The following is a 17,305-nucleotide window of genomic DNA, read 5'->3' on the forward strand; positions in this document are numbered from 1 at the left end:
TAAATCATGGCAATAGAAAAGTTACCGCCACAATTAGCTAACCAGATCGCAGCCGGCGAGGTGGTTGAACGCCCCGCATCTGTGATTAAAGAGCTGGTTGAGAATAGTCTTGACGCTGGCGCTACTCGTGTCGATATCGAGATCGAAAAGGGCGGTGCTAAACTGATTCGTATCCGCGATAATGGCTCAGGGATCCCAAAAGAAGATTTGAGCCTAGCTCTGTCTAGGCATGCGACCTCTAAGCTTAAATCTCTCGATGACTTAGAAGCCATTTTAAGTTTCGGTTTTCGTGGCGAAGCCTTGGCGAGTATTAGCTCTGTGTCTAGGCTGACTTTAACCTCTCGCACAGCTGGGCAGACTGAGGCCTGGCAGGCCCAAGCCGAAGGTACAGAGATGGCTGTTAAAGTGTTGCCAGCCGCTCACCCTATAGGCTCAACCGTTGAAGCGGTCGATCTGTTTTTTAATACTCCCGCAAGACGCCGATTCTTAAAGAGTGATAAGACAGAGTTCACCCATATCGATGAGTGGCTCAAGCGTATTGCCTTGGCTAGACGTGATATCTATTTCACCCTTAAGCATAATGGCAAGACGGTACGCAATTACCGTCCAGCGAATACTGAGACACAATATCTCCAACGCCTTGGACAAATTTGTGGCAAAGCGTTTGCTGAGACTTGCTTGAGAATCGAGTGTAAGCACAATGATTTAAGCTTGAGTGGCTACTTACAGTCACCCCATGCTGCTAGTGGATACAGTGAGACGCAGTATTTTTATGTTAATGGCCGTCTAGTCAAAGACAGACTGGTCAATCACGCGGTTCGCCAAGCATTTGCCCAGTATGCTGAGGGGGTCTCTCCAGGCTATGTTCTTATGCTAGAACTGGATCCCCATCAAGTGGATGTGAATGTCCATCCAGCTAAGCATGAGGTACGTTTTCACCAGAGTCGTTATGTGCACGACTATATTTTGCAGGCACTACAGTCGGCGATGACCCAATCGGTACAACTTCCCATTGCTGCCGAATCGGAAGAGCAACCTGCGACAAGTTGGCAGGCGAGTCCTACAAGGGGCGCCGTTGCCGCTCAGTACTCGGGAGAGAGTGCGAGTAAGCCATCGACCCATTTTGATTTGAGAGAGCCTAACGTACCTTCTCGACAAGTGGATTATTCTACTGGCAGTAACAGTTATCGAAGTGAATTAAAATCAACCTCTAGAGGCGCTCAAGCGAGTTCGCCTTCACTGAGTAGTATTCGAGCTTACGGCGAACTCTTAAATACAGATACAGCTGTGCCTCAGAATTCCAGTATGCCTTTGCGAACAGAAAATGCTCAAGTGGGTATGGGCAGAGCAAGTCATGGTGGCGCGAATATGCCGCCAGTCATTGCAGGCATGTATTGGGTGCTGGTTAAAGAGGACAAAATATCTTTACTGGATATCGCTGTGGTCGCTAAAGCCGTACAAAAAGCGGAAATTAGCGCTAAGTTCGCGCAGGGGTTAATTGGTCAGCCTCTATTGATGCCTGTCGCCGTTGCCGTCGATGATGATTGGGCTGAGATCATTGAAAATCGCGATCAACTATTACGAAAGTTAGGAATTGAGCTATCTATTCGTCTTGGGCAGTTGATTATTAAGAAAGTGCCCCCATATCTAAGAGACAGCCAATTGGCGGTTATAATCCCTGAGTTATTACAGTGGATCCGATTAGAGTTACCAAGCGATGCTGCCGTCATAAAGTGGCTAGCCGAGCAGGCTGCAAACCGATTTACCTCCGCAAGTGAGGCATGGTTTGCCCTAAATACGTTGCCTGATGATGTACAGGGCGAGCTTTATAATCAATCCCAGGACTTACCTTGGGAGCAATGGATAAAAGAAAACCAGAGTGACCGATAAAAAATCACAGAAAATTATTACCTTAATGGGGCCAACGGCCTCAGGTAAAACCGCATTAGCGATTGAGCTTGTTAAGCAGTATGACTGTGAGATTATCTCTGTGGATTCTGCGTTGATCTACAAAGAGATGGATATCGGCACCGCTAAGCCTGATGCTGCGGAGCAAGCAGCGGCCCCCCACCGTCTTATCGATATTATCGATCCAGCACAGAGTTATTCTGCGGCTGATTTTAGACGTGACGCCTTGGCTCAGATTGAAGATATATTGAGTCGTGGTAAGACGCCCCTGCTCGTCGGGGGCACTATGATGTATTTCAAAGCTTTGTTAGAGGGCTTATCACCGCTTCCTGCTGCCGATGAGGCAATTCGAGAACAGATTGCAGCCGAGGCTGAATCCCAAGGCTGGCAGGCTCTGCATGATCAATTGAGAGAAGTTGACCCTGTTTCTGCGGAGCGAATTCACCCAAATGATCCACAGCGTCTGGCTAGAGCATTAGAGGTTTATCGAATTAGCGGCCAATCTTTAACAGAGCTTACAAAGACGAAGTCTGATGCATTCCCTTACGAAGCAGTGCAATTTGCGATTGCGCCAAGCGACAGAAAGGTGTTACATAAGGCTATAGAAACTCGATTTAAAACCATGTTAACACTAGGGTTTACTGATGAAGTCGAGCGTTTAAAGGCTCGAGGTGACTTACATTTAGACCTGCCATCCATGCGTTGTGTAGGATATAGGCAGTGTTGGCAGTACCTAGATGGTGAAATTGACTATGATACTATGGTCGAAAAAGCTATTGTTGCTACTAGGCAATTGGCTAAACGTCAATTAACATGGTTGCGCGGATGGCCTGATTTGATTTGGCTCGAAAGTGGTGCCGAAAGTAATCTTGCAACAGTAATGCGACATAGTCGCTAGCTTATTAGCTGCTGCTGTATAATACTAAAACCAAAGATAAAGTTTTATCGTATTAGAATAACTATTAATTTTAATTAAAAAGGAAATTAGAAAATGGCAAAGGGGCAATCTTTACAAGACCCGTTTTTGAACGCATTGCGTCGTGAGCGCGTTCCAGTATCTATTTATCTTGTTAACGGCATTAAGCTTCAAGGACAAGTTGAGTCTTTCGATCAGTTTGTTATTTTGCTTAAAAATACAGTAAGCCAAATGGTTTACAAGCATGCCATTTCTACCGTGGTACCTTCGCGTCCATTTAACGTGAGTAACCACCAAGCGACAAATGCTCAAGCTGGCTATAACGCTCAGCATGACGATGGCGACGATAAGTAATTTGTTATTAGGGAGATTGCTTTTTGTTTGATCGTTATGAGGCGGGAGAGAAAGCGGTACTTGTCCATATCGACTTTACTGACGAAAATAACCGAGAAGATTTAGACGAGCTGAAGCTTTTAGTTGAATCGGCTGGTGCTCAGTCAATCGGTGTGATCTCTGGTAGTCGTCGTTCACCTGACCGCAAGTTTTTTGTCGGTTCGGGTAAGGCAGAAGAATTGGCTGCGATGGTTGCGGCAACTGATGCCAATGTGGTGATTTTTAATCATGCATTAAGTCCAGCTCAAGAACGTAACCTTGAGCAGTTGTGCGAGTGCCGTGTGCTCGACAGAACAACTTTGATCTTGGATATTTTTGCTCAAAGGGCAAGAACGTTCGAAGGTAAGTTACAGGTGGAGCTAGCGCAATTGCGCCACATGTCGACTCGCCTGATCAGAGGGTGGACGCATTTAGAACGTCAAAAAGGCGGTATTGGTCTTCGTGGACCCGGCGAAACTCAATTAGAAACCGATAGGCGTCTATTGAGGGGACGGATCAGCACGATTAACCGTCGTCTAGCAAAAGTTGATAAACAGCGTGATCAGAGTCGTAGAGCAAGGCAGCGAAGTGATATGTCTACGGTGTCTTTGGTGGGTTACACCAACGCCGGCAAGTCGACGCTATTTAATGCATTAACGACATCTGATGTATACGCTGCGGATCAACTGTTTGCGACATTGGATCCGACATTACGCAAGCTAGAATTGCGTGATGGTGCGGTTATTCTGGCAGATACCGTAGGATTTATTAGGCATCTACCCCATGACTTAGTTGCGGCTTTTAAGGCAACACTGCAAGAAACACGACAAGCAGATCTACTTCTGCATGTTGTCGACAGTGCAGATGAAAACATGGGAGATAACTTTGAGCAGGTACAAAACGTGCTTAAGGAGATCGATGCCATAGATATTCCACAATTGATCGTTTGTAATAAAATCGATCTATTGGATGAGGTAACGCCTCGCATCGACTACGATGATGAGGGGACACCGATTAGAGTCTGGGTTTCTGCTCAGCAAAACAAAGGCTTGGAATTAGTTGAGGAAGCGATAAACCAACTTGTTGGTAAGGCGGTTCTAGAGCTAACATTGAAAATTCCGGCTTCGGCTGGGCATTATCTTGGTCAGTTTTATAAACTGGATGTAATACAGCAGAAAGAGTATGACGATCTGGGGAACTGTATGATCTCTGTTCGCTTATTGGAGGCCGATTGGCGCCGACTGGTAAAACAGAGCCTGGGTGAAATTGAAACTTTTGTCGTCGATCCTGTCGGCACATAATTAAGTATTTTAGTAATCTCGTTTATTTCATACACTTATGGAGTACTAAATGGCTTGGAACGAGCCCGGTAACAAGGGACAAGACCCTTGGGGAAATAAGGGTGGTAATGATAAAGGACCACCAGATTTAGATGAAGTTTTTCGTAACCTTTCTAAGCGCTTCGGTGGCAAAGGCAATGGTTCTGGCGGCAGCATTAGTGGTGCAAGCTTAATCATTGTTTTGGTTATTGCCATAGTTGTGTGGGGACTTTCGGGTTTCTATACGGTTAAAGAGGCTGAGAAAGGCGTTGCCCTTCGTTTTGGCGAATATGTCGGAGAAGTCGATCCAGGCCTTCAGTGGAAAGCCACTTTTATCGATGAAGTGACACCAGTAAACGTGCAGACAGTCCGTTCAATTCCTGCATCAGGAAGTATGTTAACAGCGGATGAGAACGTAGTATTGGTTCAGCTTGATGTTCAATATCGAGTGAGTAACGCTAAAGATTACCTCTATAGCGTAGTCGATGCCGATGCCAGTTTACGTGAAGCGACAGATAGTGCACTGCGCTATGTGATCGGTCACAACACCATGGATGATATTTTGACCACAGGTCGAGATAAGATCCGTCGTGATACATGGGACGAGATCGAGCGTATTATCAAGCCGTATAAACTTGGTATTACGGTTGTTGACGTGAACTTCTTACCTGCTCGTCCACCAGAAGAGGTTAAAGATGCCTTCGATGACGCGATTGCAGCACAAGAGGATGAGCAACGCTTTATTCGTGAAGCTGAAGCCTACTCACGTCAGTTAGAGCCTAAGGTTCGTGGTACTGTTCAGCGCATGGATCAACAAGCGATTGCTTATAAGCAAAGAGTGATTCTTGAAGCGAAAGGTAAAGTGGCTCGTTTTGAGCAGTTACTACCAGAGTATCAAGAAGCACCAGAAGTGACACGTGAACGTATGTATTTCGATACGATGCAAGATGTCATGAGTGGCACTAACAAAGTTCTTATCGATGCTAAGAATAGTGGTAACTTGATGTATTTACCATTAGACAAGTTGATGCAGAATAGCCAAGCGCATAAGTCTGCCAGCACTAATACTAAACCGGCAAAGCCTGTTATGTCAGTTAATAGTACAACTCACACTAACAGCAGCATTCCTCTCGATGGTCGCCCATCTAGAGGTGAACGTTCGTTGGGGAGGAACTAAGTGATGGGTAGATTTACAGCGATAATCGTAGCGGTGCTTATTGCGATTTCATTGTCTTCACTTTTGGTTGTGAATGAAGGTGAACGTGCCATCGTTTCTCGATTCGGAAAGGTACTTAAAGACGATGGCGTGACGCGTGTCTATAGCCCTGGTCTACACTTGAAGATCCCTATGCTTGATAAAATTAAGTTTATGGATGCTCGAGTACAAACTTTAGATGGCGCAGCCGACCGCTTCGTGACATCTGAGAAAAAAGACTTGATGGTCGATTCATACGTGAAGTGGCGTATTAAAGATTTCGAGCGTTATTACCTTTCTACCAACGGTGGTATTAAGGCGAATGCCGAAACCTTACTACAGCGTAAGATCAACAACGACCTTCGTACCGAGTTTGGCCGTCGCACAATTAAAGAGATTGTTTCTGGTAGCCGTGATGAGCTGCAATCTGATGCACTTAAAAACGCAGCAGAGAGCGCTGAAGACTTAGGTGTTGAAGTTGTCGATGTGCGAGTTAAGCAGATTAACTTACCTGCGAACGTCAGTACCAGTATTTACCAACGTATGCGTGCAGAGCGTCAAGCTGTTGCTAAAGAGCATCGTGCACAGGGTCAAGAGCAAGCGGAAATTATCCGTGCTAAGACTGATGCGAGTGTGACCATTCAAACTGCAGAAGCAGAGCGTAAAGCTTTGACTACACGTGGTGAAGGTGACGCAGAGGCGGCAAAGATTTACGCCGATGCATACACTAAAGATCCTGAGTTCTTCAGCTTTATGCGTAGTTTAGATGCATATAAAGCGAGTTTCTCTGGTGATAAAGACGTTATGGTGCTTGAGCCAGACAGTGAATTCTTTAGATATATGAAGAGTTCTTCAGGAAAGTAGTCGTTCCTAAAAGTTAATAAAGAGGCCTAACAGTGAGTTAGGCCTTTTTTATGCCTTTTACTCACTATTTATACGCGGTCGCTAATTCCTACCTATTCCGTCAAGTATCGTGTTATAGCCTACGAAAAGTAAATTCACGCAAGCTAAGTCACTAATTTAGAAGAATATGAATGAAACCAATTAGGATGTTCTGCTAACGAAAATGGCCGTTTTTGTTGGTTCTGATGCGTACTTTTTATGCAGAAGTAGCACTAAAACCAACATAGTTAACTAAGTTGAGTGTTTTAACTATGATCTGCTTCAAGTTTTTGGCTATAATGGGCTGCGTCTCAAATTCGGGTTTAAATTTCGGTTTAAATCAGCTTTGAAAAAGATAGATAAAACAAAAATTCCAACACTCTCTGGAGACAAGTGGATGAGCAATGCGCCAGTCGATACCGGACGTCGCAGATTCCTGACCGCAGCCACCGCCGTAGTTGGTGGTGCAGGTGCCGCTGCTGTAGCGGTTCCGTTTATAAAGTCATGGAATCCGAGTGCCAAAGCTAAAGCAGCAGGTGCGCCGGTAGAAGTAAATATTAGTAAAGTAGAGCCAGGTCAACTTATTCGAGTTGAATGGCGTGGTAAGCCTGTATGGGTTGTTCGTCGTACGCAGGAGATCATTGATGGTCTACCAGCAATCGATGCTCAACTTCGCGATCCAGACTCTATTGAGCCTCAGCAGCCTGCATATGCACAGAATCCTGAGCGTTCAATTAAGGCTGAGTTCTTCATAGCCGTAGGCCTATGTACTCATCTAGGTTGCTCTCCAACTTACCTACCAGATACATTTGGTGAGCAGGTAGAAGGAGTAGCATCAGGCTTCTTCTGTCCTTGTCACGGTTCTAAGTTTGATATGGCTGGCCGCGTATTCCAAGGTGTACCAGCACCATTGAACCTAGTTATCCCTCCACATCAATATATTGATGATAACACCGTGCTTATTGGTGTTGATAAAGGAGTTGCGTAATGGTTAAGAATATTGTCAGTTGGATTGACGAACGCATTCCTATGACCGCTACGTACAATCGTCACGTGGGTCAGTATGCGACACCAACCAATTTTAACTTCTGGTACTTCTTTGGCTCGCTAGCCATGTTAGTACTGGTAAACCAGTTGCTTACAGGTATCTGGTTAACAATGAACTACGTGCCAACAGCAGAAGGCGCGTTTGCTTCTATTGAATACATCATGCGTGATGTAGAGTACGGTTGGTTGCTGCGGTATATGCACTCCACCGGGGCCTCAGCTTTCTTTGTGGTGATCTATCTTCATATGTTCCGTGGTCTAATCTACGGTTCGTACCAGAAGCCTAGAGAGCTATTATGGCTATTCGGTATGCTCATCTTCCTCGTGCTGATGGCTGAAGCATTTATGGGCTACTTGCTACCTTGGGGACAGATGTCTTACTGGGGCGCGCAGGTAATTATCTCCCTGTTCGGCGCTATCCCTGTTATCGGTGATGACCTAACACTGTGGATCCGTGGTGACTTCGTGGTGTCGGGGGCGACTCTAAACCGCTTCTTCGCATTGCACGTTATTGCACTGCCGCTTGTACTTGTGGTTTTAGTATTCTTACATCTAATCGCACTGCATGAAGTGGGCTCTAACAACCCAGATGGCATCGAAATTAAGAAGAACAAAGATGAGAATGGCTGGCCAAAAGATGGCATTCCATTCCACCCGTACTACACAGTGAAAGATATCATGGGCGTTGCTGGCTTCTTGATTGTCTTCTGTTATGTATTGTTCTTTATGCCTGAAGGCGGTGGTTACTTCCTTGAAAAGCCAAACTTTGAAGCGGCTAACCCAATGAAGACACCTGAGCATATTGCACCAGTTTGGTACTTCACACCTTTCTACGCAATTTTACGCGCTATCCCAGACAAGTTAATGGGAGTTATCGGCATGGGCTTAGCTATCGCAGTACTGTTTGTATTGCCATGGTTAGACCGTTGTAAGGTTAAGTCAATCCGCTACCGCAGCATGATTCATAAGGTGAACATCAGTCAGTTTGCTATTTCGTTCCTAGTACTTGGTTACTTAGGTGCGGTACCGGCAACGCCTGCACTGACAATTGTTGCTCGTATCTTCACTCTAACTTACTTTGGTTTCTTCTTATTCCTATGGATTTACAGTAAGAATGAAAAGACTAAGCCGGTACCAGAGAGGTTGACACACTAATGAAAAAATTACTGATTGCATTAGTTGCATTGGTGCCAACTCTGGCTATCGCAGCCGGGGGCGGAGCACCTCTAGAAAAGGCAAATATTGACCTGAATGACCAAGAGTCTCTACAGCGTGGCTTGGATCTATTCCAAAATAACTGTGCAGGCTGTCATAGTACTCAGTATCAACGTTATGAGCGCGTTGCAACAGACTTAGGCATTCCGCTTGACGAGATGCGCGCTAAGTACGTACCTGAAGGCACCAAGATTGGTGAGTTGATGGAAAATGCTATTCCAGATGCAGATGCTGCAAAATGGTTTGGCGCATCGCCTCCTGACTTGACACTTGTTGCCCGTGTACGTGGTGAAGATTGGATCTATTCATACCTTCACGGTTTTTATAAAGATGAAAGCCGTCCATTTGGTGTGAACAATACGATTTTCCCTTCGGTAGGTATGCCGCATGTGCTTGAAGGTCTTCAAGGTCTTCCTGTAAAACAAGAAGATGGAACGCTAGTAGCAACTGGCGGAACGCTATCTGCAGAAGAGTATGATCAAGTGGTTCGAGATATCACGGGGTTCTTGGTTTACTCTGGCGATCCTATCAAGCTTGAGCGTGAACGCTTAGGTTGGTGGGTGATGGGCTTCCTATTTATTTTCTTTATTGTGGCCTACCTCTTAAAGAAAGAGTACTGGAAAGATGTACACTAACCCCAAATAAAGGTTAGAATGTATTATCCGCAAATTGTAAACGGGGAGCATTGCTCCTCGTTTGTGTTTGCATTTTTTGCTTTTGATTTGTGAATCCCGGAGGGTATCAATGGCTGTTGCTGCCAACAAACGCTCAATCATGACCCTGTATTCAGGTGCAGACGACCTATATAGCCATCAAGTACGTATCGTGCTTGCTGAAAAAGGTGTAACGGTTGATGTACTGCAGGTTGATCCAAATGAGATCCCTGAAGACTTGATCGAGCTTAACCCGTACAACACAGTGCCAACTTTGGTAGACAGAGAGCTAGTACTTTATAACTCTCGCATCATTATGGAATACTTAGATGAGCGTTTCCCTCATCCTCCACTAATGCCTGTTTATCCGGTTTCACGTGGTCAAACTCGTCTTTGGATGCACCGCATCGAAGAAGACTGGTACGCACTTGTAGAGCGTATCAGAAAAGGCGACCGTGCCGATGCTGCTCGTAAAGAGCTTCAAGAAGGTCTAACTGCTATTGCCCCTATTTTCGGTGAAGTGCCTTACTTCATGAGCGAAGAGTTTGGTCTAGCAGATTGCTATCTTGGCCCACTATTGTGGCGTCTACCTGTACTAGGCATCGAACTTGATAGCCGTACAGCTAAAGATATCAAAGCTTACATGACACGTTTATTTGATCGTGAATCATTTAAAGCTTCTTTGACTGAGACTGAGCGCGAAATGCGCATGGGTATCTAATGAAAGAGCTAACCCCAAATCGTCCATACTTGCTGCGGGCTTATTACGACTGGTTGATGGATAACCAGTTAACGCCCCACGTTGTTGTCGATGCTTATGTGCCTGGCACACAAGTACCACAGCAATATGTTAAAGACGGCCAGATTGTGCTTAATATTACCGAAAGTGCTGTGGGTGGCCTGCAGATCACTAATGAGTTTATTGAGTTCAGTGCGCGTTTTGGCGGTGTTCCTCAGCAGGTACTATTGCCTATGGCTTCGATTGTTGCGATCTACGCCAGAGAAAATGGTGCGGGTACGGTCTTCGAAATGGAAGAAGCGTATCAATTAGATTGTGATCCTGAAGAGGAGTCTGGGCTTTCGGTGGTACTGAAAGAGCCTGTTGCTGAAACCAGCGAACCTGAGGCCGAGAAAGTTGAGGCTAAAGAGCCAAAACGACGCGGTCATTTAACCTTGGTTAAATAAGCAGTAAAGTCAGTTTCAACGTGATGAAAGCCAGTCCCTAGACTGGCTTTTTTGTGGCTAATTTCTATTTAGGCCATTTGCTGTACAAGCTGTAGTGGTTATCAATCGTTAATTGTGAATTTAGATATGAATCACGACTCAAGATACGTGGTTAGTCTCCTTCCTTAATTTTCTAGCTCCCCCAGTAAAACGGCTTGCTTCAAAAGCAAGTTCAGCCTTCGCTATATTAGCTAATCAAAACAGCTTGTTGCTGATTCATTTTATTCTGAGTAGACATAATATCTTGTCAATTTGTCTCGTTGAGACTATTTGTCCTTTGTTGCTTGTAATTATATGGTGTTGTGTTGTTATTGGTTTTTTATTGGGTGATGGGTGTCTAGAGTTAGGTTTTGTTAATGGTTGTACTTGAAGATTAAGAATAAGATACGCGCGAATTTTCGGTGAAGCAGGTTCTTTAATGGTTTAAAGGCTGTAATCCCCTACAACGAGCAGTTCGGAGTCTTCGGTGATCAAAACAAGAAATACTAAAATCGCAGTTATCATCAGTAGTTTGTTGGCATGCCAGCATGCGGTAGCCAGTGATAAAAATGATGTGTTCTCTCTCGGTGAGATTGTTGTTTCAGAGCAAACAGGCGTTAGAGATATCGCAATTAATAACACCATGACTGCTGAGCAGATTGAACTCATTGGCGCCAAAACGGTTGCCGATGCACTGGACTATGTACCTGGCGTACATGTCGCTCAGTCAAGTAAGGGGGAGAAGTTCCTGACTATTCAGGGGTTTGAACAAGATAAGGTGCTTATTCTGCTTGATGGCGTGCCTTATTATGAAACCAATTATGGCCAGTTAGACCTTAATCAAATTCCCGCCAACATTATTGCCAAAATCGATGTAGTTAAAGGTGCTTCTTCGGTGCTTTATGGTCCCAATGGTATGGGTGGTGTCGTCAACATTATTACCAAGAAAGGCCAAGAGGGGGTGAGTGGTGATCTACAAGCATCTTTCGGTCAGATGGGACAGAATTACCAGTCTGGTTCACTTAGCTTAGGTAAAGATGGCTTTAGTCTGTTTGCATCCGTCGATCACCGTGGTCGTGATGCGATGCGTATGTCTAATGACTTCGAACCTGTATTGTCTGATGTGAGAGACAGATATGGCGACTTACCAAAGCAGATGATCGTTGAAGATGGCGGCAAGCGTGAAAACTCAGCTTATGAGTCGACTAACATTTGGGTTCGTGGTGGTTACGCTAACGAAAGCACTGAACTATTTGCTAGTGTATTTAGTTTAGATTCAGACCGTGAGCTGCCCTATAACACCCGTAATAATAAGGTATTTAGTGACTTTAGTAGCTTTGCAGATATCTCTGAATACAAAGATACGGGGATGGATTTAAGCGGTTTACATCGAGTGAATGATTGGCTCACCGTTCGTGCATTAGGCTACTACCATATGCATAACGACAGCTATGACTCCTATAGCAATCCAGAAAAAGAGGTAAAATTAGCGACTAGTAGCTTCAGCGACTATACCGCCGGTGGTGCGCTATTTACCGATATGGCATTAGCTGATTGGAACAGTTTAAGCCTGTCTGTAAACTTTAAGAATGATGTTCATAAGAAGAAGAATGTTGCCTATGTAGATCCTGACCGTTCCCATGGTTATGAGCGCTCTCAACTGGATACCATTAGTCTCGCAGCCGAAGACACCATGACATTTGGTGCACTAAATGTAGTTGCGGGTATTGCATGGCATAAACAAACTGTTGTTGAAGATCGTGGCAACGATGCGGCATCGGGTGAAGATGGTTCGGATACCCTAGATCCTATGTTAGGTATGAGCTATACCTTCGATAGCGCTGGCTTAGTCTATGGCTCTATTGCGCAAAAGACTCGTTTCGCAACCTTTACTGAGATGTATGACGATACTGGCGCGCGTCATGATATTAAACCAGAACGCAATACCAGCTATACCTTAGGTTGGAAGAATGATTTTAGCCATCAATTGTTAAACAGTATCGATATCGGTCTGTTCTACCACGATGTGAGCGATAAGATTGTCTCTACTTATGTGCCAGATCCAACGGATCCAGATTGGGACCTTGAAGTCTATCAAAACGTGGGTAGCTCAGAGTTTTATGGTATCGAGATCACTACTCTAAGTCAGTTGACTGAGAATATCAGTTTATCTCTAGATTACACTTACACCCATGCGCGTAATACCACAGATGGTCGCGATTCTGATTACTTCCGTGATATTCCGAAGGATTCGGTGACTGCGATTGTTAACTGGTATCAACCTTGGTTAGACATCGACAGCAATCTGCGCGTTCGTTACCGTACCGATATTCTGATTGATGAGCGCTCTGATGAGTGGGAGTCAGATACCTTAACGATCGATATGGGTATTAAGAAGTCGATTACACCGCAGCTTTCAGCTTACGTTAATCTTAATAACTTACTCGATGAATCACACTACGAAGGATATGGCCAGCCAAACGAAGGCCGCTCCTATGAAGTGGGCGTAAAGTACCGCTTCTAAGGAATGGGAATGTTGAGCAGACTATTTAGTGCTGTTGTCATTCTCCTTTGTAGTCTTTCAAGTGTATCGGCATCGCCGATACACTTGGTCGATCAACAAGGCCGCGAGGTGGTGCTGCAACAGCCTGCCAAGCGGATCGTGACAACCTTCACTCCGGCAAACCTATTCTCCTTAAGTCTAGGGCTTGCCGATCAACTCGTTGGCATCGGCGGTAGCACCAAGCACTCTCCCTTTATCAACAAACTTCTCGCGCATCGCGATCCCTTAGTAATAGGTAGTCGTTCGGCTGGTACCAGTTTAGAGACCATTGTCGCGCTTAAGCCTGATTTAGTCTTAGTGTTTGGTAAGAAAGACGGCTATCGACTCGCAGACCGCTTAACCTCGTTAGGTATTGCTAGCTTAGTGATCCAGCCGGAGAGCCTGGAAGATGCTAAAGCGGTACTCGAGTTGCTGGCTAAGGCGACGGGCACCCAAGATAAAGCCGATAAGATTGCGGCTGAAAACCAGCGTTTAGCCAAAATCATTCAAACAGGACTTTCCGGTTTGAATGATGAGCAGCGCCTGCGTGCCTATTATGCCAATAGCTCAGATCTATACCGCACCGCCAGTGAGCAGATGTTTCAGCATCAATTAATGGCTGTGGCAGGCGTTAATAATGTCGCCATGGGGGTACCGGGTTTTTACCCTAAGGTGAATGCTGAACAACTATTGCTGTGGCAGCCACAGTTGCTAGTGCGTGAATCTAATGACTCAACCAAAGTAGATGAGCAACTTAAAAAGTCACTGATGGCGCAAATTGCTGAGCTACCGCAAATCAAAATACCTAAAGGCAGCTTCTGGGATATGCCATCACCGATGGCGATGGCTGGTGCGCTTTATATTGCGGCGAATGCCTACCCTGAGCGATTTAATAATATCGATCTCGATGCTGAAATTGCCCACTACTATCAAGTTGCCTTTGGAGATGCTTGCCTGTCGCCACTGCATGAGATAAGCCGATGTCACTAGTGAAAGGGTATGCGCTACAGCCGATACAATGGATTGGAATCGCCATCGTCATCGCTCTTGTCGGTCTTTGTGCTGGTCGCTTCTCTGTCAATCCAGCGGATCTGTTCAGTGCAATTCAAAAGCTACCGTCAGTGCTGAGTAGCTTGATAATTACAGGCCAGGTTCCCGATGATCTGACTCAAGAAGAGCGCGTTATTTTGCTTATTCGTTTTCCTCGTTTACTCACCGCCTTGATCGTCGGCGCAGGGCTGGCGGTTTCTGGCGCCGTTTACCAAGGGGTATTTCGTAATCCACTCGTGTCTCCAGATATTTTAGGGGTGGCATCGGGCTGTATGTTTGGTGCGGCGATGGGACTCATTATGCCGGGGAGTAGTTGGCTTATGGTGCAGCTGCTGGCATTTGTCTGTGGCTTATCAGCCGCTTGCGCCGCCATGTTTATGGCCAGACGTTTTGGCAGTAACAGCCTGCTGTTGATGATTATGACAGGCATTATCGTCGGTTCGATATTTGGTGCCGCCCTGACCATGCTAAAAGCCTTAGCCGATCCCTATGGTGAGTTACCCGCCATCGTATTTTGGCTGATGGGCTCGCTTTCTGTGAGCAGCTGGAGCACGGTGGCGCAGCTTATTATCCCTGTTTCCCTTGGTTATGGGCTTATTCACACATTGCGTTACCGCCTTAATGTTCTGTGTTTAGGCGACCATCAAAGCCGTAGCTTAGGGGTTGAGCCTGCAAGGCTGCGCATCGTGTTGATTGTGATTAGCTCCTTTATCGTGGCTTCCTGCGTGGCAACTGTTGGCTCTGTCGCCTGGATTGGCCTTGTTGTGCCGCACATGGTTCGTACCTTCACTGGAGCCAATAATATGCGCCTTATTCCTATCTCCACAGCCGTGGGCGCCATGTTTTTACTGCTAGCCGATAGCGTGGCTCGCGCGAGCTTTAGCATGGAGATCCCCATTGGCATAGTTACCTCTTTAGTGGGCGCGCCTCTGTTTGCCTTCCTACTGTTTCGCTTTCGTCAAGGAGGGGCTTACTAATGCTATCGGTTACGGACATTAGTTATTACGTTGACGATAAGTGCTTATTAGAAGGGGTTAGCTTTGAGCTAAAAGCAGGAGAGTTTCTAGCGATTTTAGGGGCTAATGGTGCGGGTAAAACCACCTTGATGAACTGCTTATGTGGACTAAACCAGCCTAGTCAGGGGACTGTGTATCTTAATTCCTCGGCGCTAGACAAGATGAGCCGCGCCGAAATTGCGCAGCAGATGGCGCTGGTGCCACAGCAACAAGAAACAGCCTTTGCTTTTACTGCGTTAGAGATGGTGGTGATGGGGCGTACCCCTTTTCTATCGACCTTTGAGTCTCCCTCTGAACAAGACATTCATGATGCTAAAAGAGTGATGCAGCTGCTTGATGTCGGGGGCTTGGCCAAGGCGGATTATAACCGCCTCTCTGGTGGTGAACGTCAACTGGTGTTACTGGCTAGAGCGCTGTTTCAGAGTGAGCAGTTACTGCTACTCGATGAGCCAACCAATCATCTCGACTATCGTAATAAGTTTCAAATTTTATCTCAGGTTAAGCGTAGCTGCATCGATTCCAATACTGCGGTCATTGCCATCTTACACGATCCCAACCTAGCCCAGCTGTATGCCGACAAGGTGCTGCTATTGGAGCATGGCAAGGTGTTGGATTATGGCGAGCGCGCAGCAGTTATGACCAGCAAGAACATCAGTCGCCTCTATGGCTTGGCCACAGCTAGTTACCAAGTCGCCTCGCAGGAGTTTTTTATGCCACAGAATGTATTGGGATTAAGTCAGAGTAATGTACTCATCATTACCGGCGAAAGCGGCAGTGGCAAAACCACGGCTTTGGCTCGGTTTATCGAGCAGTGCCAGCAAAAGCATATCCCGCTCAAGGGAATGCTCTGTCCCGGGGTGATGAAGGAGGGGCGGCGTTTCAGTAGCGACATCGTTGATATTGCTACGGATGAGCGCTGTCTATTCGGTCATCGTACCGGTGTATTAGATAAGAAGACTGGCACCCGCTTCAGCTTTACCCAAGAGGGGATAGCGCTGGGTAAGCAAGCGCTCGACCACAATAATTTCCAGCAAGGCGATATCTGTATTGTGGATGAGATCGGACCGATGGAACTAGGGGGGCAAGGATTTGGCATGCAGATAGCCCCACTGCTTGCGGTGGCTAATAGCCGTCATATCTGGGTGGTTCGCCCAAGCTTAATTGAGCAAGTATGTCGTCATTGGTCGTTAAACAAGCCTGAAATCATCGATGTTGAAGATCTTAGTTTGCCACAAAAACTGATGCAGTTTATCAGCGTCGAAAAAATAGGTATGAGAGTAGGTGAATCGATTACATGAGTGACTTAAGTTTGAAGCAGTCTAAAGAGCTTGAGCAAAGCTCACTCGCTGCCCGTTTGGCAAACATTGTGCTGTTAGCTCTCGCTGTCATGACATTGAGCCTAATAAACGCCGATAGCCTGCTGTTTCCATCAAGCAGTGTGATGACCTACCTAGTGGTTACCGCTATCGTCAGTTTAGTTTGTTTGTGTGGTTTCTCGATAAAAACGCGTTTACAAGCCAACTATGTATGGGCAGTCACTTTTGTTGCGCTGTTGCTACTTGGATATAGCCAAACACTGGAGCCACCAACGGGTGATAGCGCTATGCTTACATCCTTATGGGCGCAGCTATTTTTCCTATCTCGGCCTATCGCGCTCGGTTTGGCGATTGCAGCCAGCCTTGGTTATTTATTTCATGGGGTTTGGCGTGACACTCATTTAGAGAGTCATAGTCACCTACTCAGTTTGCTGGCGGGTACCGCATTTCTTGGTGGTGAGATCGCAGGCAGTTACTGGGCATTTATTGGCTGGGGCCGCAGCTGGAGTTGGAGCGGTCACTTCTTCTTTTCGGCGTTAACTTACCTGTTATTCATTCTGGTATTTCACTTACCTAAGGCCTGGTTTGCTAATGCTAGAGCACTGGGCATGGGTAAGGCGGCGGTATTGGGCTTTATCTGCGTATTGATGTTGGGGTATCGCTTGTCATGA

The 17,305-nt window shown here is 46.0% G+C and carries 16 protein-coding genes; all 16 read left to right on the forward strand.

Annotation, left to right across the window (positions count from 1 at the left end; all coding sequences use genetic code 11):
- The first annotated feature begins 6 nt into the window (after nt 1-6).
- The 16 genes from mutL to L1D44_RS01900 all read left to right on the forward strand — a co-directional run bounded on the left by mutL (nt 7) and on the right by L1D44_RS01900 (nt 17,305).
- Entirely contained in the window at nt 7-1,890 is a 1,884-nt protein-coding gene (mutL, locus tag L1D44_RS01825) for a DNA mismatch repair endonuclease MutL (RefSeq protein WP_239888578.1), read from the forward strand.
- Nucleotides 1,891-1,915: 25 nt separating this feature from the next.
- Nucleotides 1,916-2,806, forward strand: a complete 891-nt coding sequence (miaA, locus tag L1D44_RS01830; RefSeq protein WP_239888678.1) for a tRNA (adenosine(37)-N6)-dimethylallyltransferase MiaA — start codon at nt 1,916-1,918, stop codon at nt 2,804-2,806.
- Between the two features lie 93 nt (nt 2,807-2,899).
- On the forward strand, nt 2,900-3,178 hold the full coding sequence (gene hfq / locus L1D44_RS01835; protein WP_028766005.1) for an RNA chaperone Hfq: 279 nt from the start codon (nt 2,900-2,902) through the stop codon (nt 3,176-3,178).
- Between the two features lie 23 nt (nt 3,179-3,201).
- A complete protein-coding gene (gene hflX, locus L1D44_RS01840; RefSeq protein ID WP_239888579.1) occupies nt 3,202-4,497 on the forward strand; it encodes a ribosome rescue GTPase HflX in 1,296 nt (431 codons plus the stop codon).
- A gap of 49 nt (nt 4,498-4,546) precedes the next feature.
- Nucleotides 4,547-5,692, forward strand: coding sequence for an FtsH protease activity modulator HflK (gene hflK, locus L1D44_RS01845; RefSeq protein WP_239888580.1), 1,146 nt, complete (start codon nt 4,547-4,549; stop codon nt 5,690-5,692).
- Between the two features lie 3 nt (nt 5,693-5,695).
- Complete coding sequence (hflC, locus tag L1D44_RS01850; RefSeq protein ID WP_220770481.1) at nt 5,696-6,574, forward strand: protease modulator HflC; 879 nt, start codon at nt 5,696-5,698, stop codon at nt 6,572-6,574.
- Nucleotides 6,575-6,989: 415 nt separating this feature from the next.
- On the forward strand, nt 6,990-7,580 hold the full coding sequence (gene petA / locus L1D44_RS01855; protein WP_220770482.1) for a ubiquinol-cytochrome c reductase iron-sulfur subunit: 591 nt from the start codon (nt 6,990-6,992) through the stop codon (nt 7,578-7,580).
- Nucleotides 7,580-8,794 (forward strand): cytochrome bc complex cytochrome b subunit, encoded by a 1,215-nt coding sequence (locus L1D44_RS01860; protein ID WP_220770483.1) that lies wholly within the window; start codon nt 7,580-7,582, stop codon nt 8,792-8,794. The genes petA and L1D44_RS01860 overlap by 1 nt, the downstream gene beginning before the upstream one ends.
- Nucleotides 8,794-9,489: a cytochrome c1 gene (locus tag L1D44_RS01865; protein ID WP_239888581.1), complete on the forward strand. Its 696-nt coding sequence runs from the start codon at nt 8,794-8,796 to the stop codon at nt 9,487-9,489. The genes L1D44_RS01860 and L1D44_RS01865 overlap by 1 nt, the downstream gene beginning before the upstream one ends.
- A gap of 109 nt (nt 9,490-9,598) precedes the next feature.
- On the forward strand, nt 9,599-10,228 hold the full coding sequence (sspA, locus tag L1D44_RS01870) for a stringent starvation protein SspA (protein WP_012156731.1): 630 nt from the start codon (nt 9,599-9,601) through the stop codon (nt 10,226-10,228).
- The gene (locus L1D44_RS01875; RefSeq protein WP_239888582.1) at nt 10,228-10,692 is read left to right on the forward strand and encodes a ClpXP protease specificity-enhancing factor; all 465 of its coding nucleotides are present in this window, start codon (nt 10,228-10,230) and stop codon (nt 10,690-10,692) included. Before sspA ends, L1D44_RS01875 begins: the two co-directional genes overlap by 1 nt.
- 505 nt (nt 10,693-11,197) lie before the next feature.
- Nucleotides 11,198-13,234: a TonB-dependent receptor gene (locus L1D44_RS01880; protein WP_239888583.1), complete on the forward strand. Its 2,037-nt coding sequence runs from the start codon at nt 11,198-11,200 to the stop codon at nt 13,232-13,234.
- 9 nt (nt 13,235-13,243) lie between these two features.
- A complete protein-coding gene (locus tag L1D44_RS01885) occupies nt 13,244-14,242 on the forward strand; it encodes an ABC transporter substrate-binding protein (protein WP_239888584.1) in 999 nt (332 codons plus the stop codon).
- Complete coding sequence (locus tag L1D44_RS01890) at nt 14,233-15,279, forward strand: iron ABC transporter permease (protein ID WP_239888585.1); 1,047 nt, start codon at nt 14,233-14,235, stop codon at nt 15,277-15,279. The genes L1D44_RS01885 and L1D44_RS01890 overlap by 10 nt, the downstream gene beginning before the upstream one ends.
- The gene (locus tag L1D44_RS01895) at nt 15,279-16,616 is read left to right on the forward strand and encodes an ATP-binding cassette domain-containing protein (protein ID WP_239888586.1); all 1,338 of its coding nucleotides are present in this window, start codon (nt 15,279-15,281) and stop codon (nt 16,614-16,616) included. The genes L1D44_RS01890 and L1D44_RS01895 overlap by 1 nt, the downstream gene beginning before the upstream one ends.
- Nucleotides 16,613-17,305 carry a hypothetical protein gene (locus L1D44_RS01900; RefSeq protein WP_239888587.1) on the forward strand — a complete coding sequence of 231 codons (693 nt, stop codon included), beginning with the start codon at nt 16,613-16,615 and terminating at the stop codon, nt 17,303-17,305. Before L1D44_RS01895 ends, L1D44_RS01900 begins: the two co-directional genes overlap by 4 nt.

The sequence above is a fragment of the Shewanella sp. Isolate13 genome (genome assembly GCF_022398325.1).
Lineage (GTDB): Bacteria > Pseudomonadota > Gammaproteobacteria > Enterobacterales > Shewanellaceae > Shewanella.

Bases quoted from the DNA above. Each gene is read 5' to 3' on its own strand.
- mutL (WP_239888578.1), top strand. From the start codon at position 7: ATGGCAATAGAAAAGTTACCGCCACAATTAGCTAACCAGATCGCAGCC.
- miaA (WP_239888678.1), top strand. From the start codon at position 1,916: ATGGGGCCAACGGCCTCAGGTAAAACCGCATTAGCGATTGAGCTTGTT.
- hfq (WP_028766005.1), top strand. From the start codon at position 2,900: ATGGCAAAGGGGCAATCTTTACAAGACCCGTTTTTGAACGCATTGCGT.
- hflK (WP_239888580.1), top strand. From the start codon at position 4,547: ATGGCTTGGAACGAGCCCGGTAACAAGGGACAAGACCCTTGGGGAAAT.
- hflC (WP_220770481.1), top strand. From the start codon at position 5,696: ATGGGTAGATTTACAGCGATAATCGTAGCGGTGCTTATTGCGATTTCA.
- petA (WP_220770482.1), top strand. From the start codon at position 6,990: ATGAGCAATGCGCCAGTCGATACCGGACGTCGCAGATTCCTGACCGCA.
- L1D44_RS01860 (WP_220770483.1), top strand. From the start codon at position 7,580: ATGGTTAAGAATATTGTCAGTTGGATTGACGAACGCATTCCTATGACC.
- L1D44_RS01865 (WP_239888581.1), top strand. From the start codon at position 8,794: ATGAAAAAATTACTGATTGCATTAGTTGCATTGGTGCCAACTCTGGCT.
- sspA (WP_012156731.1), top strand. From the start codon at position 9,599: ATGGCTGTTGCTGCCAACAAACGCTCAATCATGACCCTGTATTCAGGT.
- L1D44_RS01875 (WP_239888582.1), top strand. From the start codon at position 10,228: ATGAAAGAGCTAACCCCAAATCGTCCATACTTGCTGCGGGCTTATTAC.
- L1D44_RS01885 (WP_239888584.1), top strand. From the start codon at position 13,244: ATGTTGAGCAGACTATTTAGTGCTGTTGTCATTCTCCTTTGTAGTCTT.
- L1D44_RS01890 (WP_239888585.1), top strand. From the start codon at position 14,233: ATGTCACTAGTGAAAGGGTATGCGCTACAGCCGATACAATGGATTGGA.
- L1D44_RS01895 (WP_239888586.1), top strand. From the start codon at position 15,279: ATGCTATCGGTTACGGACATTAGTTATTACGTTGACGATAAGTGCTTA.
- L1D44_RS01900 (WP_239888587.1), top strand. From the start codon at position 16,613: ATGAGTGACTTAAGTTTGAAGCAGTCTAAAGAGCTTGAGCAAAGCTCA.